23 protein-coding genes are annotated in these 24,611 nt (G+C 48.9%); 18 read left to right on the top strand and 5 right to left on the bottom strand.

Annotation, left to right across the window (positions count from 1 at the left end):
• Positions 1-19: 19 nt before the first annotated feature.
• On the top strand, positions 20-3,535 hold the full coding sequence (gene nifJ, locus ACZ481_RS16930; protein ID WP_464766527.1) for a pyruvate:ferredoxin (flavodoxin) oxidoreductase: 3,516 nt from the start codon (positions 20-22) through the stop codon (positions 3,533-3,535).
• 75 nt (positions 3,536-3,610) lie between these two features.
• On the opposite strand, the gene ACZ481_RS16925 is transcribed toward nifJ, so the two are convergent.
• From ACZ481_RS16925 to ACZ481_RS16915, 3 genes are read right to left on the bottom strand one after another with little or no spacing between them, the layout of a single operon-like run.
• Positions 3,611-4,561: a 3-hydroxyacyl-CoA dehydrogenase family protein gene (locus tag ACZ481_RS16925; protein ID WP_464766526.1), complete on the bottom strand. Its 951-nt coding sequence runs from the start codon at positions 4,559-4,561 to the stop codon at positions 3,611-3,613.
• Between the two features lie 14 nt (positions 4,562-4,575).
• Positions 4,576-5,400, bottom strand: a complete 825-nt coding sequence (locus ACZ481_RS16920; RefSeq protein WP_464766525.1) for a beta-keto acid cleavage family enzyme — start codon at positions 5,398-5,400, stop codon at positions 4,576-4,578.
• A gap of 24 nt (positions 5,401-5,424) precedes the next feature.
• Complete coding sequence (locus tag ACZ481_RS16915) at positions 5,425-6,603, bottom strand: acetyl-CoA C-acetyltransferase (RefSeq protein WP_464766524.1); 1,179 nt, start codon at positions 6,601-6,603, stop codon at positions 5,425-5,427.
• A gap of 195 nt (positions 6,604-6,798) precedes the next feature.
• Between ACZ481_RS16915 and ACZ481_RS16910 the strand changes: the two genes are divergently transcribed.
• Positions 6,799-8,346, top strand: a complete 1,548-nt coding sequence (locus ACZ481_RS16910; protein ID WP_464766523.1) for a sigma-54 interaction domain-containing protein — start codon at positions 6,799-6,801, stop codon at positions 8,344-8,346.
• Positions 8,347-8,358: 12 nt separating this feature from the next.
• Here ACZ481_RS16910 and ACZ481_RS16905 read toward each other — a convergent pair whose 3' ends face one another.
• Positions 8,359-8,637, bottom strand: a complete 279-nt coding sequence (locus ACZ481_RS16905) for a hypothetical protein (RefSeq protein ID WP_464766522.1) — start codon at positions 8,635-8,637, stop codon at positions 8,359-8,361.
• Positions 8,638-8,663: 26 nt separating this feature from the next.
• On the opposite strand from ACZ481_RS16905, the gene ACZ481_RS16900 reads away from it, so the two are divergent.
• From ACZ481_RS16900 to ACZ481_RS16850, 11 genes are all read left to right on the top strand, one after another.
• Complete coding sequence (locus tag ACZ481_RS16900; RefSeq protein ID WP_464766521.1) at positions 8,664-9,311, top strand: CoA transferase subunit A; 648 nt, start codon at positions 8,664-8,666, stop codon at positions 9,309-9,311.
• A 21-nt stretch (positions 9,312-9,332) separates the two neighbouring features.
• A complete protein-coding gene (locus ACZ481_RS16895; RefSeq protein ID WP_464766520.1) occupies positions 9,333-9,980 on the top strand; it encodes a 3-oxoacid CoA-transferase subunit B in 648 nt (215 codons plus the stop codon).
• 65 nt (positions 9,981-10,045) lie between these two features.
• Complete coding sequence (locus ACZ481_RS16890; RefSeq protein ID WP_464766519.1) at positions 10,046-10,387, top strand: cupin domain-containing protein; 342 nt, start codon at positions 10,046-10,048, stop codon at positions 10,385-10,387.
• A gap of 17 nt (positions 10,388-10,404) precedes the next feature.
• The gene (locus ACZ481_RS16885) at positions 10,405-11,193 is read left to right on the top strand and encodes an SDR family NAD(P)-dependent oxidoreductase (RefSeq protein WP_464766518.1); all 789 of its coding nucleotides are present in this window, start codon (positions 10,405-10,407) and stop codon (positions 11,191-11,193) included.
• Positions 11,194-11,258: 65 nt separating this feature from the next.
• Positions 11,259-12,194: a cyclase family protein gene (locus ACZ481_RS16880; RefSeq protein ID WP_464766517.1), complete on the top strand. Its 936-nt coding sequence runs from the start codon at positions 11,259-11,261 to the stop codon at positions 12,192-12,194.
• A 280-nt stretch (positions 12,195-12,474) separates the two neighbouring features.
• Positions 12,475-12,771 carry a hypothetical protein gene (locus ACZ481_RS16875; RefSeq protein WP_464766516.1) on the top strand — a complete coding sequence of 99 codons (297 nt, stop codon included), beginning with the start codon at positions 12,475-12,477 and terminating at the stop codon, positions 12,769-12,771.
• Between the two features lie 305 nt (positions 12,772-13,076).
• Positions 13,077-14,357: an ABC transporter substrate-binding protein gene (locus ACZ481_RS16870; RefSeq protein WP_464766515.1), complete on the top strand. Its 1,281-nt coding sequence runs from the start codon at positions 13,077-13,079 to the stop codon at positions 14,355-14,357.
• 110 nt (positions 14,358-14,467) lie between these two features.
• Entirely contained in the window at positions 14,468-15,193 is a 726-nt protein-coding gene (locus tag ACZ481_RS16865; RefSeq protein WP_464766514.1) for an ABC transporter ATP-binding protein, read from the top strand.
• Complete coding sequence (locus ACZ481_RS16860; RefSeq protein ID WP_464766513.1) at positions 15,190-15,927, top strand: ABC transporter ATP-binding protein; 738 nt, start codon at positions 15,190-15,192, stop codon at positions 15,925-15,927. Before ACZ481_RS16865 ends, ACZ481_RS16860 begins: the two co-directional genes overlap by 4 nt.
• Positions 15,928-15,945: 18 nt before the next feature.
• On the top strand, positions 15,946-16,815 hold the full coding sequence (locus tag ACZ481_RS16855; RefSeq protein WP_464766512.1) for a branched-chain amino acid ABC transporter permease: 870 nt from the start codon (positions 15,946-15,948) through the stop codon (positions 16,813-16,815).
• 35 nt (positions 16,816-16,850) lie between these two features.
• Positions 16,851-17,840: a branched-chain amino acid ABC transporter permease gene (locus ACZ481_RS16850; protein WP_464770647.1), complete on the top strand. Its 990-nt coding sequence runs from the start codon at positions 16,851-16,853 to the stop codon at positions 17,838-17,840.
• Positions 17,841-17,913: 73 nt separating this feature from the next.
• Here the strand turns inward: ACZ481_RS16850 and ACZ481_RS16845 are convergent, their stop codons facing one another.
• On the bottom strand, positions 17,914-18,807 hold the full coding sequence (locus ACZ481_RS16845) for a LysR family transcriptional regulator (protein WP_464766511.1): 894 nt from the start codon (positions 18,805-18,807) through the stop codon (positions 17,914-17,916).
• 235 nt (positions 18,808-19,042) lie between these two features.
• Here ACZ481_RS16845 and ACZ481_RS16840 point away from each other — a divergent pair, with 235 nt between their 5' ends.
• The 5 genes from ACZ481_RS16840 to ACZ481_RS16820 all read left to right on the top strand — a co-directional run bounded on the left by ACZ481_RS16840 (position 19,043) and on the right by ACZ481_RS16820 (position 24,517).
• The gene (locus tag ACZ481_RS16840; protein ID WP_464766510.1) at positions 19,043-19,369 is read left to right on the top strand and encodes a hypothetical protein; all 327 of its coding nucleotides are present in this window, start codon (positions 19,043-19,045) and stop codon (positions 19,367-19,369) included.
• 74 nt (positions 19,370-19,443) lie between these two features.
• A complete protein-coding gene (locus ACZ481_RS16835) occupies positions 19,444-22,029 on the top strand; it encodes a molybdopterin-dependent oxidoreductase (RefSeq protein ID WP_464766509.1) in 2,586 nt (861 codons plus the stop codon).
• The gene (locus tag ACZ481_RS16830; protein ID WP_464766508.1) at positions 22,029-22,874 is read left to right on the top strand and encodes a 4Fe-4S dicluster domain-containing protein; all 846 of its coding nucleotides are present in this window, start codon (positions 22,029-22,031) and stop codon (positions 22,872-22,874) included. The genes ACZ481_RS16835 and ACZ481_RS16830 overlap by 1 nt, the downstream gene beginning before the upstream one ends.
• A gap of 188 nt (positions 22,875-23,062) precedes the next feature.
• Positions 23,063-24,046: a GTP 3',8-cyclase MoaA gene (gene moaA, locus ACZ481_RS16825; RefSeq protein WP_464766507.1), complete on the top strand. Its 984-nt coding sequence runs from the start codon at positions 23,063-23,065 to the stop codon at positions 24,044-24,046.
• 30 nt (positions 24,047-24,076) lie between these two features.
• The gene (locus ACZ481_RS16820; RefSeq protein ID WP_464766506.1) at positions 24,077-24,517 is read left to right on the top strand and encodes an MOSC domain-containing protein; all 441 of its coding nucleotides are present in this window, start codon (positions 24,077-24,079) and stop codon (positions 24,515-24,517) included.
• Positions 24,518-24,611 lie beyond the last annotated feature (94 nt).

Here is a 24,611-nt window from a genome sequence, read left to right as displayed (position 1 = left end):
AGGAAGGAGTATTCTTATCATGAAGCGCAGACAACAAACTATGGATGGAAACACTGCCGCCGCGTATGTTTCCTATCATTTTACCGAGGTGGCGGCAATTTATCCGATTACCCCTTCCTCGCAGATGGCGGAACTGGTTGATGACTGGTCTGCGCACGGGCGCAAAAACTTATTTGGCCAGCCGGTCCGGGTTATCGAGATGCAATCCGAAGGCGGAGCGGCCGGTGCCTTTCATGGCTGCCTTCAGGCCGGGGCCCTGGGGACTACGTATACTGCATCCCAAGGGCTGCTGTTGATGATTCCCAATATGTACAAAATTGCCGGTGAACTGCTGCCTGCAGTATTTCATGTAAGTGCCAGGGCACTAGCCGCTAATGCCCTGAGCATTTTCGGCGATCACCAGGATGTTATGGCGACCCGTCAAACCGGTTTTGCCCTGTTGGCATCAAGCAGTGTTCAACAAGTCATGGACTTGAGTGCCGTTGCCCATTTAGCCGCAATTAAAGGACGTGTTCCCTTTCTGCACTTCTTTGACGGCTTCCGTACCTCGCATGAGGTGCAGAAGATTGAGGTTTTGGCAGCAGATGAGCTGGCAAGGCTGCTTGATAAAGAAGCGGTACGCCAGTTCCGCCGCCGGGCGCTTAATCCCGACCATCCTGTACTCAGGGGTACAACCCAAAATCCGGATATCTATTTTCAGACCCGTGAGGCGGTTAACAAATTTTACGCGGCCGTTCCGGCGCTTGTTGCGGATTATATGGGTGAAATCAATAAACTAACCGGGCGGAATTATCAATTATTCAATTACTATGGCGACCCCGAAGCGGAGCGCGTGATTGTTGCCATGGGGTCAGGCTGCGACGCAATCCGGGAAACCATTGATTTCCTCAAAAACCGTGGTGAGAAAGTCGGTCTAGCAGAGATTCATTTGTACCGTCCCTTTTCTGTTGGCCATTTTCTGAAAGCCATACCGGCCAGTGCTAAAAAGATTGCCGTTCTGGACCGGACCAAAGAACCGGGAGCAGCGGGGGAACCGATATACCTCGATGTCCGTAATGCCTTTTTCGGTAAAAAGGATGCCCCGGTTATTGTCGGCGGGCGGTATGGTTTGGGTTCCAAGGATTTCACGCCGGCGCATATTGCCGCCATTTATGAAAACCTCCGGCAGGAAAACCCGTGCGACGGTTTTACTGTCGGCATAGTCGATGATGTTACTTTTACATCGCTGCCGGAATATCCGGAAGACATCAACCCAACTCCGGCTGAAACAACCAGTTGTAAATTCTGGGGACTTGGCGCGGACGGAACGGTAGGGGCCAATAAAAATACGATTAAGATTATTGGTGATCACACGGATCTATATGCACAGGCTTATTTTGCGTATGATTCTAAAAAATCAGGCGGTCTGACCATATCACACCTGCGTTTTGGCAAACAGCCGATTCAATCTTCCTACCTCATTACCAAGGCGGATTTTGTGGCCTGCCACAACCAGGCGTATGTGCGTCAGTATGCTGTGTTAGCCGGCTTAAAGCCGGGAGGAAAATTCCTGCTTAACTGCTTATGGAATCCGGCCGAGATTGAGTCCAATATTCCGGCGGCTATGAAGCGGTATATTGCCCGAAATGCTATCGAATTTTACACAATCAATGCCGTCGATATTGCGCAAAAGCTCGGTCTGGGCGGGCGGATCAACATGGTTATGCAAGCCGCCTTCTTTAAGCTGGCCAATATTATCCCGGTCGCAGCTGCGGTCCGCTACCTGCAAGCGGCTGTCGTGAAGTCTTATGGCAAGCAAGGCCAGGCGGTAATTGAAATGAATAACGCCGCGATTAACCGGGGAATTCAGGAGCTGTACCGCGTTGAAGTGCCGCAAGCCTGGCTGAATGCGGTTGACGAAGAAGGTGCTTGGGCCGGGGCTTTGCCGGAATTCATCCGGGAAGTTATGCTGCCGATGAATCGTCAGGAAGGCGACAAGCTACCGGTGAGTACCTTTAACGGCCGGGAAGACGGAACATTCCCGCTGGGGGTTACAGCCTATGAAAAACGCGGTATTGCCATCCGGGTGCCGGTATGGCATTCCGACAAATGTATTCAGTGCAATCAGTGTGCTTTTGTTTGTCCCCATGCCGCTATCCGGCCGCTGCTGGCAACGGATGAAGAGCTGGTGGAGGCACCGCCGGGATTTGTCGTCACCCCGGCCAAGGGTTACCCCGGACTTAACTTCCATCTGGCTATTTCCGCCCTTGACTGTACCGGCTGCAGTAACTGCGCTGACATTTGTCCGGCAGCGGAAAAAGCCTTAACGATGAAACCGCTTGCCGACCAGCGGCGGGACGGGGAAGATTTGTGGGCGTTTGCCGGTAAGATTCCTGGTAAAGAAATCGCCGGGAAACAGAAGCTCACGGTAAAAGGCAGCCAGTTTCAGCAGCCCTTGCTGGAATTTTCCGGCGCGTGTGCCGGCTGCGGTGAGACACCTTATGCCAAACTGATTACCCAGCTTGTCGGGGACCGGATGATGATTGCCAATGCGGCCGGCTGTTCCACCGTCTGGGGCGGCAGTGCGCCATCGGTATCGTATACCACGAATGCCCAAGGGCATGGTCCGGCCTGGGGGTTCTCGCTGTTTGAGGATAATGCCGAATACGGCTTTGGCATGCATATGGGGGTACAGCAGGTAAGAAAAACTTTAGCCGGTTTGGTGCAGGCGGCGCTGACGGAAAGCAGTAGCGAACCGCTAAAAATGGCCTTACAAGACTGGCTGGACAACAAAGACAAGGGCGAAGGCACGCGTGAGCGGGCCGAACGGTTAATCGCCAGCCTGCAAAGGGAAAAAGACACCCGGCCGCTTTTGAACGAAATCTACGAGTACCGGGATTTTCTGGTTAAACGTTCCCAGTGGATATTCGGCGGCGACGGCTGGGCGTATGATATTGGCTTCGGCGGCCTCGACCATGTGCTGGCGGCCGGTGAAGACGTAAACGTTCTGGTATTTGATACGGAAGTATACTCCAACACGGGTGGTCAGTCTTCAAAATCGACGCCAACCGCCGCCATTGCGCAGTTTGCATCCGGCGGCAAAGAAATGCGCAAGAAGGATCTTGGCGTTATGATGATGTCCTATGGTTATGTTTATGTAGCTCAAATTGCCATGGGAGCTGATAAAAACCAGACCTTAAAGGCCATTGCCGAAGCGGAAGCATATCCGGGGCCGGCGTTGATTATTGCCTATGCTCCCTGTGTCAACCATGGCATCCGGGGCGGGTTAAAGAGCCAGCTGCAGGCCAAGCGAGCGGTGGAGGCCGGCTATTGGTCCCTGTACCGTTATAATCCCCAGTTAAAAGCGCAGGGGAACAATCCTTTCCAACTGGATTCCCGCGAACCCACGGCCAGTTTCCAGGATTTCCTCCAGAGTGAGGTCCGTTATTCGGCGCTCCTGCGGCAGTTCCCGGACAAGGCCCAGGCGTTGTTTGCCAAGGCCGAACAGGATGCTAAAAACAGGCTCGATACTTATAAACGGCTGGCCGGTCAGTGAGCTTTCTTACCAGAGACCGCTTGCGATAACAGCAGCCTAAAAAATGCACCCCCGGCGGGTGCATTTTTTAGGCTATTATTTCTGTTTATAGTACTCGGAGGCTTTTAACTGATGGATTAACTTTTTCATAAATTGTTTTTTTATGGCAGGGATCTTATCTTCTTCATACTTGTAGAAACCTTCTCCGGTTTTTATCCCCAGCTTGCCTGCCGCTACTTTTTGCTTTAAGAGATCGTTGGCCTCCTGACGGTTATCCATTTCTTTCAATAGATTATCCCCGACAATGCTCCAGATATCAAGACCGCCGAAATCGGCAACCTCTAACTGGCCGGTGGTTGCGTAACGAAAGGCCGGGCCGAATTTGAGGGCTTTATCAATATCGGCAGGTTCGGCAACACCCATTTCCATCAGCGAAAACACTTCTCTGGCAACACCTTGCTGGATACGGTTGGCAACCAGTCCCGGCACATCTTTTAATACTTTGACCGTCTGTTTGTTAATTGCCGCGTGTAATTGCTCCACCTCGGCGTAAAAATCCTCAGGCATATTGCCAAAGTATGACAGTTCGACAATCGGCATTAAGTGGGCAGGATTATACCAGTGGTTCACAATCATGCGCTGTTTACGATCTTCTGCAACCAGGGCCATCATGCCATCCAGTCTGAGGCTGGACGTATTACTCGCCAGAATGGTATGCTTAGGGCAGAGTTCATCTAACTGTTTGAATAAATTTTGTTTGAGTTCCAGTATTTCCGGCGTGGCTTCAATGACATAATCCCTGTCATGAACGGCCTGCCGGAGATCGCTGCAAACTGTAATGCGCTCAAGGGTGGCCGGAATGGACTGGGTCCCGATGAATTGCTCCTCAGCCAGGAGGGCGAGTTCAGCGGCGATTTCCGTCATTGCTTTTTTTAATTGATTATCGTAGGCATCATATAGAGTTACATCATACCCGTACAGGGCAAAGGACAGGGCAATGCCATGCCCCATGGTGCCTGCGCCGATAACACCGATATTTTTAATCATAGTTCGTCTCCTAGCTAGTTCTTTGTAAGACCTAAGATTTCCCTGGCTTCGGCCGGGGTGGCCACTGTTCTGTTTGCTTCTTTAACTATCCTTACGGCCCGGGCGACAAATTCACTGTTGGATTTTGCCAATTGCTTTTTCGCGTAGTACACGTTATCTTCCATGCCTACGCGGATGTGACCGCCCATGGCAATGGCGGCCAGCATGATAGGCACATGGCCGTTGCCGATCCCCAGGGCTGACCACGTAGATCCCTGGGGCAGCAGGGATTTAAGGTATACCAGGTTTTCAATCGTAGCAGCGGTGCCGCCGGCGGCGCCTAAAACAAACTGGTAATGGGCCGGCTGAGCGAGAACGCCTTGTTTCATATAATAAAGCGAGTTGTAGATCATGCCGGCGTCGAAAATCTCTATCTCCGGTTTTACCCCATTTTCCAGCATGGTCCGGCCAAGCTTTTCCAGGAAGTGAGGGGGGTTCAGAAACAAGCTGTTATGCATCCAGTTCATTGAACCGGCATCGTAGGAGGCCATTTCCGGCTTGAGTTCAATTAAATGAGCCATTCTGGTTTCATCAGTAGCGTGAAGGTCGCCGGAGGTGGTAAGATTGAGGACAATATCACATTTGCTGCGGATCAGTTCTACGGTTTCCCGAAATTTCTCTTTGCACATCGTGCCTTTGCCTGCGTCATCACGCATGTGCAGGTGGGCCACAGCCGCGCCTGCCAGCCAGCAGTCATAGACATCATCGGCAATCTCCCGGGGCGTTAAGGGAATATTGGGGTTATGTTCTTTAGTTGGCCAAGCGCCGGTTGTCGCGACAGTAATGATGGTTTTTTCCATGATTAGTTCACCTCATAATAGTAATTAAATGCGTTCCACAATGGTGGCAATGCCCTGCCCGCCCCCAATGCACAGGGTGGCTAAACCGCGTTTAGCCCCGTGCTGCTGCAGGGCATGGAGAAGGGTAACCAGGATGCGGGCCCCGCTGGCCCCGATGGGATGGCCTAAGGCGGTCGCCCCGCCGTGAATATTGACCTTCTCGCCGGGCAGCCCCAGTTCTTTGCCGACCGCCAGGAATTGGGCGGCAAAGGCTTCATTGGCTTCGAACAGGTCGATATCGGCCACCGTCAGTCCGGCCTTGGCCAGCGCTTTGCGGCTGGCCGGCACAGGTCCCAGACCCATGACAGACGGGTCGACCCCGCCGGCGCCGTAACCGGCGATTCGTGCCAGTGGTTTGAGGCCGAGCGCTTTGGCTTTTTCGCCGGACATGACGAGAAGTGCCGCTGCACCGTCATTAATGCCGGAGGCATTGCCGGCAGTGACGGTACCGTCTTTTTTAAAAGCTGTCCGCAGGGCGGCCAGGGATTCAACCGATGTGCCGCGCTTGGGAAACTCATCGGTGGCAAAAAGGGTATCTCCTTTTTTGCCTTTAATGGTCACAGGCACAATCTCCTGGCTGAAAGCACCGCTGTCGATTGCTTTCAGGGCTTTGGCCTGTGAGGCGGCAGCCAGCCGGTCCTGTTCTTCCCTGGTAATACCGTATTGGGCGGCGATATTTTCAGCAGTGATCCCCATATGATAGTCATTGGCGGCGCACCATAAGCCATCGCGGATCATGACATCGATCAGCTTGCCGTCGCCCATCCGGTGGCCCCAGCGGGCCTTTTCCAGAAGATAAGGGGCGTTAGTCATGCTTTCCATGCCGCCGGCCACAATAATGTCGGCGTCGCCGGCCATAATGGACTGGGCGGCCAGGTTTACCGCTTTTAGCCCGGAACCGCACACTTTATTAATTGTGTACGCCGGCACTTCAACCGGTAAGCCGGCTTGCAGGGCTGCTTGGCGGGCTGGGTTCTGGCCCAGGCCTGCCTGGAGTACATTGCCCATAATGACCTCGTCAACAGCGTCTGGGGCTATATTGGCTTTTTCCAGCACAGCGCGAATAGCAATGCTGCCCAGCTCGGTCGCTGCCAAGGGGGCCAGGGCGCCATTAAAGGTACCGATGGCTGTGCGCAGGGCGGCGGTAATAACGACTTCTCTCATCTTTTCCTCCTTCTAGGTGATTATTGACGATAGACTGCTTACAACAAAAAACAATCGCAATTTTCGTGCCAATATTCACAAATAAATGCAAACTTGAATATTTACAAGCGGATAAAGATTGGTTATGATTTGGTTAATAGATAACTGATGGCGTATAAGGCTGAAAACAGTTAGTTAATAGTAGGGAGCGATGAAATGAATAACAAAATAGATAGCAGTGAAGCTATTCTAAAAGAATTAATCGCTAGGATAGAAAAACAAAACTGGGATATTTCGTCGCATCAGGAGCTTCTTGCCGGGTTGAACAAAGTGCTCAGTGAGCTCACTGAGGCAAGGGAGCTTGATTTTAGAGAGATCGGGGACCATCTTTATGACGGGATTTATATTACCGATGGCAACGGGAAGACCTTGTATGTCAATGCGGCCTATACCCGGATAACCGGTATTCGCCCGGAAGAGGTTGTCGGCAAGTATGTGGACGAGCTTGTGACGGCGGGCGTTTATCTCAATGCCGTAACACCGGAAGTCATTAAGCACAAAAAACAAGTAAACTCCATGGGCGAAAGCTTAAGGAACGGAACGAAAATGCTGGTTACCGGCAGTCCGGTTCTGGATGCCGAGGGGAATGTCAAAAAAGTGGTTATTATTGACCGGGAAATAACCGACCTGCTGCAAATGAAATCTGATCTGGAAGCCTCCCAGAAACAGATCAAAGCTGTGGAAAAAGATAAAATTAAAAGTACACTTGAGGTAGAACATCTCAGGAAACTGCATTTAAATAAAAATCTCATTGGCAACAGTCTGGAAACGCGGCAGGTCATCAAGAGCATTCAACAGGTCGCCGGTTTGGATGTTACTGTTTTGATTACCGGGGAAACCGGGTCAGGCAAGGAGGTTGTCGCCAATGAAATCTATCTGAATAGCGCCAGGAAAAATGATCCCTTCATCAAAGTCAATTGTGCCGCAATCCCGGCCAATTTGCTGGAAGCTGAGTTGTTTGGCTACGCCAGGGGGGCCTTTACCGGTGCGGCCACGACCGGCAAAACCGGCCTGTTCGAATTAGCGGACAAAGGAACCATTATGCTTGATGAAATCGGCGACATGCCGATGGAACTGCAATCAAAATTACTCAGGGTCATCCAACACAAGGAAATAACCCGTATCGGCGGGTCGAAACCGGTTAAGTTAGATGTAAGAATTCTTTCGGCAACCAATTGCGAATTAAAGGACCTGGTCAAACAGGGACGTTTTCGTGAAGACCTTTACTACCGGTTGAATGTATTTCCTATTCATATTCCGCCGCTGCGTTCACGGAGCCAGGATATTGAGACTTTGGCCCGCCATTTTTTGGAAATATACAACACGAAATACGCCAAAAACACAGCGATTGAGCCGCTTGGTTTTGAGATGATGCGGCAATATTCGTGGCCGGGAAATATTCGGGAATTGCAAAATATCATTGAGAGGCTGGTTATCGTATCTGACCACGACGGCACGATTAGTAACGAGCAAATCGGCAATTTGCTGAATATCCATCCTTCGTACATGTCCGAACTGGTCGTGGAAGAGATGGGACTTAAAGAAATCGTCAGCAATATTGAAAAAAAGACGATCGAAAAGGCCCTGGCGTTATGCGGGAGTACAAGAAAAGCCGCCAAAATTTTAAAGGTAGATCAATCAACCATTGTTAAGAAAGCCAAGAGACTTGGTATTGTCCTTAGAGATGAAAAGACGCATCAATAGCGATGCGTCTTTTCATCTCTTGCGAATAGTGGCTGTCACTATATAGGTAAAATTTATCCCGGAAATATGATGACTAAATTCATCAAAGGACAGCCGGACCCGGCAGGAGGACGCCTTATTGCCCCGGGCCATGATGTGGGCATATTGTTTACAGGCCAGGAGGCGGGAAGGGAATAGCCGTAAAAAGCTGGTAAGCTGGTATTTGTTTTTTAAAATATGCAAATAATCAATCAATGTTTTGGGATTGGCATATTTCTTGCAAATAAAGATAAGCGTAGACGTTAAGGTCATAAACGCTAAGAACTGAGGGGGAAACAATGTCTAAGGTAATCAGTATGAAACAGGCAATAGACAAAATACAAGATTCGTCTGTTATCATGATTGGGGGATTTTTAGCGGTTGGAACGCCGGAAGGTTTAATTGATGCTGTGGTTAGCAGAGGCTATAAAGACCTTACGATCATCGCCAATGACACTGGCTTTCCGGATCGGGGCATTGGCAAACTGGTTGTTAACCGCCAGGTGAAAAAGGCCATTGTTTCTCATGTTGGCACAAACCCCGAAACCGGCCGCCAAATGAATGCAAATGAATTGGAAGTGGAATTATCCCCGCAGGGAACCTTGATTGAACGCATACGGTCAGGCGGGGCCGGTCTGGGCGGCGTGCTCACACCAACCGGTGTAGGCACGGTTGTGGCCGCAGGCAAGCCGACTATAACCATCGACGGCCGCGAGTTTTTACTGGAAAAACCCCTGCGGGCTGATGTTGCCCTGGTAAAAGCCCATAAAGCCGACACTGCGGGCAACCTGGTATTTAGAATGTCGACACGTAATTTTAATCCCCAAATCGCCACGGCCGCTGATGTTGTTATTGCGGAAGCGGAAAAAATCGTGCCTGTGGGCGAGATCGCTCCTGATGAGGTTATGGTGCCGGGAATCTTTGTTAACAGCATCGTGCAAGCGTAGCGGGAGATTGGAGGAGCGTTCATGGAAAACAGGATATTAATTGCCAAACGGGTAGCGCAAGAACTTAAAGATGGCGATGTGGTGAATCTGGGCATTGGTATACCCACGCTTGTTGCCAATTATATTGCCAAGGATAAACAGGTGATCCTGCATTCGGAAAACGGCTTTATCGGACTGGGGCCTGCCGGCGAAACCATTGATCCTGACCTGAGCAATGCAGGCGGACAACCGGCCGGCATTCTGCCAGGCGGCGCTACCTTTGACAGCGCCATGTCCTTTGTCATTGTTCGCGGCGGGCACCTTGACGCCACTGTGCTGGGGGCCCTGGAAGTGGATCAGGAAGGCAATCTGGCCAATTGGATGGTTCCCGGCAAGATCGTGCCGGGCATGGGTGGCGCCATGGATCTTGTCGTGGGGGCTAAACGGGTTATTGTCGCCATGGAGCACGTCGGTAAGGGTGGTGTGCCTAAAATTGTTAAGCAGTGCACGCTGCCGCTTACCGCCTCGCAGGAAGTGGACTTAATCATTACTGATTTGTGTGTGTTTCAAGTAATGAAACCGGGGCTGCTATTAACCGAGATAGCGCCGGGGGTTACGCTGCAGACTGTAAGGGAAGCTACCGGTGCCGATTATATTATCTCGCCTGATGTCAAAGAGATGGCGGTCTAAGTACGTTTTTTGCTGGTGATGGAAGCAGATAAAAGAAAAAACAACGAAAGGGGGAGGCAAAAAACATGAAGAAGGTCGAATTAAAGGATGTAAAGCCGTATCAGGCACCCAAGCACTTTAATATGGTTGCTCTGAAATTGCACGGGAAGGAGGAAACGGGGGCGCAGAAGTTCTGGATGGGCCTGTCGCATTTCCTGCCGGCTGGCGGCGCTGAATATGATGCATCTCCGGTCGAGAAAATCTATTTTGTCCTGGAAGGCGAAGTAACTGTTACTACCAAGACGGAAAAGGTCGTTTTGCAGGCCTGGGATTCTATTTACATTGGGGCCAATGAAGGCAGAGAAATTATCAATGAAACCAATAAACCGGCAAGCATGCTGGTGGTTATGAACTACCCGGAAGCATAATTGTAGAGGTGATGTAAATGGAACAACTGACTTTGGACAAAATTAAAAAACTGTTTTGCCTTGAAGGCAAAGTAGCAGTAGTAACCGGTGGTGCCGGTGCCCTGGGCGAGTCGATTGCCGCCGGACTGGCGGCCTATGGTGCTGACATTGTTGTTACCGGCCGCACCATTGCCACGTTGGAAGAAGCGGTCAAAGGGGTGGAAAAAATTGGCCGGAAAGCATTGGCTGTGGCCTGTGATGTCAGTAAAGAAGCAGATGTAATCAATATGGTTCAGCAGACTGTGGATACCTTCGGCAAGATTGATATCCTGGTGACGGTAGCCGGTATTGCCAAGCGCTATCCGGCCGAAGATTTTCCGGCTGAAGACTTCCAGCAGGTCATGGATATCAACGTTAAAGGCACTTTTCTTACCTGCAAGCACGTAGGCCGGGTCATGAAAGAACAGGGCTTTGGTAAAATCATTACTATCTCTTCCGTGCGCGGTTTTGCCGGACATCCTGGCGGCTATGCGGCGTACGGGCCCAGTAAGGCTGCCGTCGACGGCCTGACCAAACAACTGGCTGCCGAATGGGCTAAATACAATATCACGGTGAACGCCATTGCGCCGACTATCTTCTGGACACCGCTGACGCAGCAGGTGCTTGAGGACGAAAAACTCAAGCAAATCTTCCTGTCCCGCATCCCGTTGGGCCGTGCCGCTGTGACCGAGGATATGGTCGGAGCAACCGTATACCTGGCTGCACCGGCTTCCGACTTTGTAACAGGCCAAATTCTTTACGTTGATGGCGGCTGTACTGCCGGCTGATATCACTGCTGCATCCGTTAGCTAGAGACCCGATAATAAATTAATACAATTGGAGGAATCAAACAATGGGAAAAAAAGTATTAATAGATTTAACTCATCCATTCCATGCTGACATACCCGTATGGCCGTATTTTGCCAAACCTAAAATTGATACTATGCATAGCCTGGCCAAAAGCGGCGTTTTAACACAAAAAATAGATGTTGTTATGCATTGCGGCACCCACGCCGATGCCCCCCGCCATGTTATGGAATACGAGTTTGACGGTAAACGCGCCCGTTACACCCATGAGCTGCCATTGGATGCTTATTATGGCGAGGCAGTTTGCCTGGATATACGTGTTGACCGCTGGGGCCTTATTACAGCCAAACATCTTGATGATGCTTTGGCCCGGGCGGGTGTAACGCATGCGGAAGTAAACGGCATGGTACTTGTTTTAAGAACAGGCATGCATCTGAAATTTGACGACACCAAGGAATACTATCATTATTCCTGCGGCTGCGGCAGGGAAGCGGGACAATGGTTTGATAAATATCGACCCAAATGTGTGGCCATGGATATGCAAGCCCTTGACCACCCTCTGCACACCACCATGGGCAAGAACGGTCCGCCGGCAATGAATCTTATCGGTGATTCAGGCAAGCCGATTACCGAGGAATTCATTGAGCAATTTGGCATTGAGGCTTATGCAGAGTTCGAAAAGGATGTATTTATTAAAACCTTTGGCAAAGACAAATATATGGAGGCGTATGGCAAGCTGGAGAATCACGGTCTGGCGGGAACCTGGGAGCCCTGCCATAAATATATGATGGGTAACGGCATCGTCGGGGTCGAAAACATTGGTGGCGATCTGGAAAAAGTGGTAGGCAAACGGTTTAAATTCATGGCCTTCCCGATTCGCTGGTGGCTGGGCGATGGCGCTATGGTCCGCTGCGTTGCTGAAATAGATGAAGATGATCTCAATCCGGTACCGGACAGAGTATACAATTACGGTGGATTTTAATCCCGTACCGGACAGATTTACCGCAGACAAACGAATAAGCTGCCGGTGTTGATCAGCAGACCACTAGCTCACGTTAAAAACCTGACTGATACTGTATTCCTTGCAGTATCAGTCTTGTTCAATATCGTGTGAGCCGGAAAGACATAAATATAATATAAGAAAAAATTATAATAATAGAAGAAAAAATTAAAATATTGCAGGAATTTTGAATTGGAAGTGTAATTATAACCTCACTGTCTCTTGGTCGAGATAGGGTAGAAAATGTAAGGGAGGCTATACAGTGGATGAACCAATAAAACAAGAAGAAAAGCAGGGCTTGGATGCCTTGCAAGCAATGGGGCGGGAAGAATTGATTCTGGCAGTACAGGAATCCATGCGGAAATGTGAGGAAATCTCATCTGGTGCAAGACTGCTGATGACCCATTTAAAGGTCCTTTGTCATAAGAATGGCGGCAATATTACTTATACTAAGGAGGAGTATGACGCAACGGTGAAGGCGGATCCTGATTTAGGTGAAACCTATAGTATGGAAGATGGCAAGGAAGTATGCACAGTCCGTATAAGATTGAAGGCTTAAGCGATTTGGCACAAGCCAGTTCACGTCCCTGGTTGCCGGGAATTCATGGACACGGCCGGTATTATTGGTTCTCCGGCCAATAATAGGTTTTGCCTGTTGAACGTGGCAATGAGCTTGCGTTTCTAGAGGGAGTGGCATAGACAGAATTCTTTAATTATTATCTGAATCTTTAAAGAATTACTGCTGGCCGTTTTATGGCTTGTAATATAAGTTTAACTGATTGATGGAAAACAAAATCTTATTATGGTAAAGCGCGTACTTGATTAGGCGGGCTATAAATCGATAAATGGAAAGAGGGAGAAAAAATGGGTAAACCAAGCATGGATAAGTTAGCGACGATCATTTTTATTGTAGTGTTAGCCGCTATGAGTGTATTCGCCGGATGTGGAAGAAGCACCGGACCAGTCGAAGCCCGCAAGGACTACATTTTAATCGGGCGGGTAAATCCGGTGACCGGCCCATTAGCATCGTTTGGGGCGGGAACGCCGCAGATTGAGGAAAAAGCAATTGAAGCAATTAATAAAGAAGGCGGGATTTACATTGCCGAGTATGGCAAGAAACTGCCGCTTAAAATAATTGTTGCCGATTCTGAGAGCAGTCCGACCAAAGCGGCCGAAGCAGCCAATAAACTGATTCTTCAGGATAAAGTAGATATACTGATGGCGGCTCACACGCCAGATACGGTTAACCCTGTGGCTGCTGCCGCAGAGCGGCACAAAATTCCGTGTATCACAGTGGATGCCTTATCAGATGCATGGCTTGCGGGCGGACCCTATACATGGACCTACCATGCTTTCTGGAAAGTAGATACGCTGGTTGATGTTTATCTGGATATGTGGGATCAACTGGCTACTAATAAAAAAATTGGCCTAATTGCTCCTAACGATCCTGACGGGCTTGCCATTGCCGATACGCTTAAGAAAAAAGTGCAGGCCAGAGGCTATACCCTGATAGATCCAGGCAGGTTCCCGCCCAATACCAAAGACTACACAGCAATGATTAACCAGCTCAGACAGGCTGATGTTGACATTGTGCTTGCCATGCAGATTCCGCCCGACTTTGCGACGGCCTGGAAACAAATGCAGCAGCAAGGGCTGGTTCCCAAGATTATGTCTGCCGCCAAAGCAATTCTATTTCCAGCCGATGTTGCTGCGCTGGGTGGCAGCTTGGGAGAAAATCTGACAACTGAGGTTTGGTGGAGCCCGATGGCGGGCAATACATCCTCCCTGACAGGACAAAGTTCGCAAGAGCTGGCTGCAACCTGGACCGAGCTGACAGGTAAGCAGCCGATGGCTACCCTGGGCTATAAACACGCCAGCATGGAAATAGTTGTTGACGTATTGAAACGGGCTCAGTCGCTGGAAAGAAATAAAATCAGAGAGACCATCAAAGCTACCAATATTGACACTGTTGTTGGCCATGTTCAATATAATGACCGGAATTTAGCCGAGACCTTCGTGGTTGGCGGACAATGGGTCAAAGGTAAAACCTGGCCCTGGGAAATGAATATTGTAAGCAACCGGAAAATGACAATTGTGCCGTTATCGCCGGCGCCCATGCAATATATACCAGGCTCGCAGCCGTAGCAGTATCATATTTCCCTGCTATAGCGGGAATGGTGCCAGGCTAAGTAACTGCAAAGTCTTTATGGTTTGCAGTTGCAAAGTTCACGCCCAGCAGGGTGGAGGTGACGACAGTGGGGTCAGTGTTGCAGGTTGAGAATCTAGGCATATCTTTTGGCAATCATGATGTACTCAAATCACTTACTTTTGATGTACAGGCCAATGAGGTCTTAGGGGTAATAGGGCCGAATGGAGCCGGAAAAACAGTGCTGTTAAATATTTTAACAGGCATTTTACAACCTACCCGGGGAGAGATTTCTTTTTATGCAGAAAACATTACCCATAAAACGGTAACCGAGCGTTGCCGAATGGGCTTGGGCCGTACATTCCAGATCCCCCGGCCATTTGAAAAAATGACTGTATTTGAAAACGTTGTGGTGGGAGCAGTATATGGCAGTCGCATGAGTGAGACGCAAGCTAAGGCCAAAGCCCGCGAAATCATTGAGATAAGCGGACTGTGTAAGAAGGAGGACTGGTTTGCCGGCAAACTGGGACTGTTAGATCGAAAAAGGCTGGAAATTGCCCGGGCGCTGGCTGGCAGCCCCAAGCTTTTATTACTTGACGAAGTCGCCGGCGGGCTTACCGATGTAGAAGTTACGGATATTCTTGCTATTGTAAAAACGGTTAAGGAGCAGGGCATTAGTATTGTCTGGATAGAGCATGTATTAAGAACCATGTATGAAGGCACTGACAGGATCTTATGTCTGGCCGGAGGAAGAAACCTTGCCTGCGATCTGCCGGCGGTGGTCATGCAATCCCAGGCAGTACATAACGTGTATTTAGGGGCGGTAGACGAATGAACAGTAAAGATATGGTATTGGAAGTGAAAAAAATTAATGTTCATTATGGTGATTTTCAAGCCCTAAACCAGGTATCGTTACAAATCAGGGCAGGGTCGATTGTTTCTATTATCGGCGCTAACGGTGCCGGCAAATCGACATTGTTAAATACAATATTAGGCTTGAATAAACCTGCCAGCGGCGAAATCATATTCCTCGGCGATAGGATTCACGGCCTGCCGGCAAATAGAATTGTGGCCAAGGGGCTGGCGATGTCGCCGGAAGGCAGCAGCGTTTTCAGGAAGCTGACGGTAAAAGAAAACCTGCTCATGGGAGCCTATTTACCCCGGGCCAGGGAACATAAAAACGAAAATTTAGAAAAAGTGTATACGCTTTTTCCGGTGCTTAGAGAAAAAGCCGAGCAGGAGGCCTCTTATTTAAGTGGCGGCCAGCGGCAAATGCTGGCAATAGCCCGGGCGCTAATGTCAGAACCGCAACTGCTGTTCTGTGATGAAATTTCCTTAGGTTTAGCCCCGATAATCATAAAAGATATCTATTTGACAATCAAAAAAATCAATGAACAAGGCCTTACCATTGTCCTGGTTGACCAAGATGTCCGGCGGAGTCTAAGGCATTCCGACTTTAGCTATGTGATGCTGAAAGGGCAGATTGTTATGGCCGGGGAATCGTCCGCGCTGGCTGAGGAGGCAGTAAAGGAGGCCTATTTTGGCTTACATCAGGCTGATAAACAATAAGGGTAAGGAGAAAATGCTATGGAAATCATACAATCCGCGCTTAATGGAATTTTATTAGGTGGATTATATGCGGTGATCGGCATCGGCATGTCCTTGATCTTTGGCATCATGGGGTTAACTAATCTGGCTCACGGTGATTTTATTATTGTAGGAACCTTTATCTGTATGATCCTGGCTGCCGAGCTTGTTGGCAGCCTGTGGCTGGCCCTGGCTATAACCATATTGGTGATGACCGTAATGGGCTTTGTCATACAAAATTTCTTAATTAACAAAGTACTGGACAAAGGGCCTGAGCCGGCACTGCTCACAACCTTCGGGATTTCCATTTGCTTGTCCAATGCCTTGCTTTTATTTTTTGGGGCCGATGCTCGTTCCATTAACATTTCGTTTGCGACAACGAATATTGTCGCAACTGAATTAATCACGGTGCCGGCGGTTTACACAGTTGATTTCATAGTCGCAATCTGTGTCATTGTTACACTGCATTATGTTCTAAACCATACCTATTTGGGCCGGGCGATCAGGGCTACTGCCGATGACAGCCGCGCTGCTGAGCTTATGGGGGTAGATACGAAAAAAGTATTTAGTTATACCATGGGGCTGGCAATGATTTCAGCGGCAATTGCCGGTTTATTGGTAGGGACGACCTTTGTCTTTTATCCTTCGACCGGTACGCAATATTTAATTATCGCTTTTGGCGTTGTTGTTATTGGCGGTATGGGGAGCCTGATAGGAACCCTGGCAGGAGGCATTATACTGGGGCTTGCTCAGTTACTCGGCGCTTTCTTTTTTGGCTCCGGCTATCAATTGTTGTCAGGCTATCTGGTTTTACTGATTATATTGACAGTTAAACCAGAGGGACTCCTAGCGGCCAAAACAAGAAAATAGGCTGTAGATTTTAGGGGGTTAGCTAATTGATTAAGGTGATACCAATACAGTCACAATTCCGGAGATTAAAGGCCAGATTGCTTATTCCGGCTATATTGCTAGTGATACTTTGCAGTTTGCCTTTTGTGGTTAACGAATATATAACGTCAATTTTAATCCAGATTTTGCTGTATATGACGTTAGGTCAGATGTGGAATCTGCTTGCCGGTTATGCCGGGCTGGTTTCACTTGGACAACAAATGTTTGTTGGTTTAGGCGGATATTCCTTAGCCGTAATTACTGAGATTTACCAGCTGCCGATGATTTGGGGCATAATTACCGGCGGGGTGATTTCCGTAATCTTTGCGCTAATTATCTCGCAACCAATATTTAAAATGCGCGGTGTCTATTTTTCCATTGGCACGTGGATAGCGGCCGAGGCCCTGGCGGTTTATTTTAGCAATTGGACGTATGTTAGGTCCGGGCAGGGTTTTAATATAACTGCCAGTTATGAGCTGACGACTGTTGATTTGTATTATATCGCTTTGGTTGTTGGCGCCGGGGCTGTTGTTTTAGTATATGCCTTGCTGCGCTCTCCCCTGGGTCTGGCGCTGATGGCCATGCGTGATAATGAGGCGGCGGCGGAAACGGTAGGCATTGAACTATACAAGACCAAATTAAAGTGTTTTTTGATAGCCGCTTTTGTTACCGGGATAACAGGCGCTGCCTTATATTTGTCGATTGCCTATGTTCAGCCGTTTGCCGCTTTTGGGATAGACTGGACGGTAGCTATGGTTTTTATGGTTATTATCGGTGGAACCGGTACTGTGGAAGGGCCGGTACTGGGCGCTGTATTGTATGTGATATTGAAACAATATCTTTACGATTATCCCGGCATCAGCATGATTATTCTGGGGATCATTGCTATCGGAATTATTTTTGTTGCGCCTAAAGGCGCTATGGGGACACTTTATGAACGGTACGGTTTTGAAATATTGTCAGCCCGCCGCTGGGCCCAAGATTCTCACTGCCACAAGCGGGATTGAGCCTGGGAAATGAAAAAAGGTGCTGCCTGTAAGCTTAGGCTTCACCTTTCTTAATTTACTATAGCAATCACCATTATTTCGGTAGGGGATAACTGGTCAGATGCTTAACAAACACTGGGATTGAGGTATTTAAGTTGTTTCGGTTCCAGACGACCATAACGTCAAAATGCTTATGCTGGGTATTAAGTTCAATCAGGCGAAGGTCCGGACTGGCAACCTCGCGGACAGGACCGGGAACAATCATTATCCCTAAGCTGGCCTCGACCATAAACAGCAAAGCTGACAGATCCCGGCTTTGATTTACTACATTTGGTGTAAACCCGTTTTCCGAGCATATTTGATAGGTTAAATCATTCAAGAGATAGTCGGCGTTTCTCGTAAATAAAACGAAGGACTCATTGGCTAAATCGGCGACATTGATCATTTCCTGGGAGGCCAGGGGGTGATTGATATGGATGGCGGCGCAAAGCACATCGCTGCGTAAGCTTTTGCCAACAAGATCAGGGAATTTTTCAAGATTGTGGGAAAGAGTGAAGCCAATATCTAATTCCTCTCTCATCAGCGCTTCGTTAATTTCCGCCCAGTTATATTGATGCAAACTTACGTGAATGCTGGGAAAATTTTTTCTAAAATCTCTGACTGCCTGCGGTAAAAAAACTTTTTCGATTCCTCCCAGAAAACCAACTTTCAGGTAACCGGTCATTCCCATTGCGGCCAGCCGTATTTTTTTTAATGCCTCGTTCGATGCTGCGATCAGGGCATGCGACTCCTCCAGCAGTATCTTGCCAGCCCAGCTTAATTGCAGCGGGCGTTTATTCCGGATAATCAATTGTGTTTCCAGCTGTTTTTCTAATTCGGAGATCTGTTGACTTATTGCCGACTGGGAGATGCCATGTTGGGCAGCTGCTTCTGTAAAACTCAAAGATTCGGCAACAGAAACAAAATATTTTAGTTTTTGAATATCCATTTTTCCTCCACTACCTTGATGGTTTTTTCACAATTATACCTTGTTTATAGGCTAAACGGCAAATTTGCAATTTCGAAATATAGGCGGCAGGCCGCACATATCGGACATATGTAAGGCGAGGCTATTGCTTCGCAAGCTAATTTATTATCGAAATTGCTATAAAATTAAAATAAATTCTAGCCTGTTTCACTGCATAATTTATTTTATTAGATTAACTAATTTTTATATTAGGAAAATGATGAATTGTGGCATCAACAATAAGCAATTTATCATCATTCACAAAAGGAAAAGAGACCTGAATGTTTTGCTGAAATGGCGTCTGCTTGATGCAAGATATCATCAGAATAAACGAAAATTTCTGAGTAATAACCCGATTTGTCAGGTCAGACAGGTTGGCATATTAATTGCATTAGAAAAAGTAATGAGTGCAGAATATTTTCTAATTGTCTGTGCTTGGCAGCCGGCATCTGGCTGGAGGAACCGCGCGGTGATGACGGACGGGAGGCTTTGTTTAGATAAAGGAGGTGTATCAGGATGTAGCAGGGAGGCAGGTAAAGCCTGACAGTGGACTTGTATGGCTAGTTGTGTGTCCTATCATACAGGGCTAGCCTTAATTATGTAAAAGGAGGATAAATAATGGGGAAAATTAAAAGATTTACCAATGGTACTACTGGTGGCCCGGTATTTGTCGATGTCGATGTGGAAGCCAACAAGATTCTGCGGATGTATCCCATGGAACTCACTGATGAAGATGCCCCGTCCTGGGAGATTGAGGCCAGAGGCAAAACGTTTACACCGCCACGTAAAACTACTATTACTCCGGTTACTGCCGCCTGGAAGTCTCAGATCTATTCACCGAAACGGATACTTTATCCCATGAAGCGGGTAGATTTTGATCCTGATGGTGAAAGAAATGAGGAGAACCGTGGTAGTTCCGGTTACGAACGGATTAGCTGGGACGAGGCTTTAGATATAGTAGCAAGGGAAATAATCCGCATCAAACGGGATTATGGCCCTGGCGCCATTTTAAGTACTGCCAGCTCTCATCACCTGTGGGGCAATGTTGGCTACCGTTTTAGTACGTTATTCAGATTTATGAATCTGGCTGGTTTTACCTATGCCGATCATAACCCTGACAGTTGGGAAGGCTGGCACTGGGGTGGCATGCACAATTGGGGATTTAGCTGGCGCCTTGGCAACCCTGAACAATACGACCTGCTGGAAGACGGACTCCAGAATACGGAAATGATTGTTTTCTGGTCAGCTGACCCGGAAACAAATAACGGTATTTACTCCGCCTTTGAAAGTACTCCCCGGCGCTTCTGGCTGAAGGAACTGGGCGTAAAAATGATCTTTATTGATCCTTACTACAACCACAGCGCCCGTTTGTATGCAGATAAATGGTTTTCGCCGCGTATCGGTACCGATGCCGCTCTGGCGGCCAGTATCGCCTATGTCTGGATTACTGAGGACCTGTATGATAAAGAATATGTGGCAACACGCACGCACGGGTTTGAGCGGTGGTCGGAATATATTCTTGGTATGGAAGACGGCATTCCGAAAGATCCCAAATGGGGAGAAAATGAGACAGGCATCCCCGCCCGGGAAATTAAAGCCTTAGCCCGTGACTGGGCCGCAAAGAAGACTATGTTAGGCGCGGGCGGATTAGGCGGCTGGGGTGGCGCCTGCCGCGCTGCAACCGGCAACGAATGGGCCCGGATGATGATTTGCCTGATTGCCATGCAAGGTATGGGCAAACCCGGTATCAACATCTGGTCCACAACCCAAGGGGCTCCCTGCGATGAAAGCTTCTTTTTCCCTGGCTACGCTGAAGGCGGCATTGCCTGCGATACCGGCAATTCAGCAGCAGGGTACGAGTTTGCGTACCGGATGTTTGCCAATTCGCGCCCTGTCACCAATCCGATTAACTCTCCCCAAGGACAGCACATTCCCCGGTTACGAATTCCTGAGGCTATACTCGAAGGCAAGCTGGAATGGCGGGGTAAGGGCTTCTGCGGCGCTAGTGTAGAAGCTCAATTCCAGAAATACGAATATCCGGCTCCCGGGTATTCAAAAATTCAGATGTATTATCGTTATGGCGGTTCTTTTATTGGGACCATGACCGAAACAGCCCGCTATGCAAAAATGTACCGGACCAAGAATCTGCCGTTTGCTGTGAATCAGTCTATTTGGTTTGAAGGCGAAGCAAGATTCGCTGATATTATCCTGCCGGCCTGCACTAACTTTGAACGCTGGGACATCAGCGAATTTGCCAATTGCTCAGGTTACATTCCCCACACCTATAGTCAGTGTAACCACCGGGTAATCACTCTGCAAAAGAAATGCATTGAACCGCTTGGTGAATCTAAGTCCGACTACGAAATATTTTCCGAATTGTCTAAACGGCTGGGCTTGTGGGAAATTTACACCGACGGCGGCAAGACTGACCTTGACTGGGTTAAACAGCATTTTTATGCAACCGACCTGCCTAAAGTCATTACCTGGGAAGAATTCTTTGCCAAGGGCTATTATATTGTGCCTAATAAACCGAAGACAGCGAAGTCTACCCCGGCCATGCGCTGGTTTGCCGAAGACCGAGAAATTGATACCCCTGATTGGGGCCCGATGCCTCATGAACAGGTCAAACGCAAAGGCCTCCAGACCGGCAGCGGCAAACTTGAGTTTGTCAGCACCAGCCTGGCCCGGTTTGATCCTGATGACGGGGAAAGGCATCCGGTAACCCGGTATATTGAATCATGGGAAGGACATCATTCCGCCCATGCCGCTAAATATCCGCTCCAGGCTGTTGCCCCCCATCCCAGGTTTAGCTTCCACACTATGGGAGATTGCAAGGAAAGTCACCTCAATGAACTGAGAGACCACCGTGTTTTAAAAGAAGATGGCTATCGCTACTGGATTTGGCGGCTGAATCCTAAGGATGCTGCGGCCAGAGGTATCAAACAGCATGACTTAATCAAAGTCTACAACGATAGAGGCGCTGTTATTTGTGCCGCCCAGCTGACGGAACGGGTTCCGCCGGGAACTTGTCATACTTATGAGTCTTGCGCCGATTACCAGCCGATCGGCGAACCCGGCAATTCTCCGGACCGGGCAGGCTGCATCAACCACTTGAACTCCAAGCGGTTTATGACCAAAAATTCCTGTGGTATGGCTGCCAACTCCTACCTGGTAGAAGTGGAAAAATGGGAGGAGATGAAGTAATGAAAAAAGTTAATATGATTGTGGATGTCGCCAGGTGCCATGACTGCAATAACTGCTTTCTTAGCTGCAAAGATGAGCATTGGGACAATGACCATCTACCCATTGCTGCGGCTCAACCGCGCTTCGGTCAAAAATGGCGTGATGTTCTTTATGTAGAACGGGGGCAATATCCGCTGCAGGATGTTTGTTCTTTATCCTACGCCTGCATGCATTGTGATGATCCGGCCTGTATCAAGGCTGCCAAAGACGGCGCAGTTTTCAAACGGGATGATGGCATTGTCATCATTGACCCGGTGAAAGCCAAGGGGCAAAAGCCGATTGTTGATGCTTGCCCGTATAAGGCTATTTATTGGAACGAAGAGAGCCAATTGCCGCAAAAGTGCACCATGTGTGCCCACTTACTGGACAGCGGTGAATGGAGCCAGCCGCGGTGCTCGTTTGCCTGCCCGACCGGGTCGTTGACTTTTTTATATGCCACTGATGGCGAAATGGCTGAAAAAACAGCAGCTGAGGGCCTGGAGTATTTCCATCCGGAATATGGCACCAAACCCCGCGTATGGTACAAAAATTTATACCGGTTCACTAAGTGCCATGTTGCCGGCAGCATAGAACTGCATGATAAAAAGGAATGCGCTGACGGTGCAAAAGTCACCTTGACGAATATAACATCAAAGCAAGTCTGGGTGGCAGCTGCCGACAACTATGGCGATTTTAAAATCGACAAACTGGAACCTAATAGCGGCGCCTATGCCGTTACTGTTGAGTATCCCGGCTATGCTGTCCAGACCAGGGAGATTGCTGTGCGTGAAAGTGTGAATGTAGGAACCTTTTATCTGAACCCCTGATGCAGCCCGCCCCCGGACCAGGGGCTGAATAGAGGTTCGGCTATGATAAATGGTCTATCAGAGCAGGGAGATACATGCTGCTGGTAGACCATGAGTCAGACGCCAATTAGGATTCATGCCGAAAGAAATCCGAAATCAGATTACCGTTTGCTAATTTCGCTTACTTATATCGGGAGAGGAGGACAGGTATGCCGGGCCATTATCAGCACGTTGTGAACTATCTGCGGATTTCTGTTACCGATCGTTGTAATTTTCGCTGTGTATACTGCATGCCTCCCCAAGGGGCCCAGTGGCTGGAGCACAAGGAAATTCTTACTTATGAAGAGCTATTGCGGTTAATTACGGTCTTTGGCCGCGAAGGAATCACCAAAATACGGCTTACTGGCGGAGAGCCGCTGGTAAGGGCCGGCCTTGTGGATTTCGTTCGCAGCATTAAGGAAATAGGCATTATCGATGATATATCTCTGACCACCAACGGCAGTTTGCTGCCGCCGCTGGCGCAGGCTTTAAAAGCCGCCGGCCTGCATCGCGTCAATATCAGTCTTGATACTGTCAATCCGGCCAGCTTTTCCCGAATCACGACCTGCGGGCGGCTGGAAGACACGCTGCGGGGGATTGAAAGTGCTTTGCAGGCAGAACTGCATCCGGTAAAGCTTAATGTAGTGATGACCGATGCCTTGCAAGAAACCGACTTAGCCTATTTTAATCAACTGGTTTATCGCCATCCCATAGCGGTTCGGTTTATCGAATATATGCCCATTGGCGGCAACGGTATTGGCAGCGGGTCAGATACGGCTACTGTGAAAAAATTATTAAGTACGGTTGCTGGTAGCCAGGCATTGGGGCCGGCAGGCAATATTAAGGGCAACGGACCGGCGAAATATTACCAATTCCCCAGGACCAGAGGCACATTCGGCTTTATTACACCCCTGTCCGACCATTTTTGCGGCGAGTGCAATCGTTTGCGACTGACTGCTGATGGTATGCTTAGACCCTGCCTGTTAGCCAACCGGGAGGTGGATGTTAAAACGCCTTTACGCAGTGGGGCCAGTGACAGGGAATTGGCTATGTTATTTCATGAGGCCGTCAAGGCCAAACCGCAGGGCCATTCCCTTTGCCGCGCCAGTGGCTATCCGGATTTTAAACGGCGAATGTCGCAAATTGGGGGATGAACCAAAAAAATAAAGCCGAAGGGAAGGGACATGGATTTGGAAAGCAGGGTAGTCGCCGTATCCACCAGCCTTAACAAGGGGGAGCGCAAAAAAAATGTTAGTTCGGCCCGCCTACTAGAGGGTTTAGGTTTAGAGGGTGATGCGCACGCCGGATTTGCCCACAGGCAGATAAGCTTACTGGCATTAGAAAGTATAGAAAAAATGCGGCAGGCGGGTCTCCTGGTAAATCCCGGTGATTTCGCAGAAAACATTACAACCGTTAATTTAAATTTGCCGGCTTTACCGCTGGGAACTCGTCTCCGCATAGGTGAAGCGGTTCTGGCAGTAAGCCAGATCGGTAAAAAATGTCATAACCGTTGTGCCATCTATTATCAGGCCGGCGATTGTATCATGCCCACAGAAGGGATTTTTGCGGTTGTTCTCCGCGGCGGGGTCATAAAAACAGGCGACGCCGTAGCAGTGGTTGTCTAAGTCTGGGGGGTTTGCGAAGTGAGCGGGCACAACCTAAATATACCGAATAATTAGAAAAATTATTGCGTTTATCTAATTCTTGCCACGGCAGAAT

This window comes from Sporomusa intestinalis (genome assembly GCF_055383785.1).
This window is presented reverse-complemented; position numbering and strand designations above follow the sequence as displayed.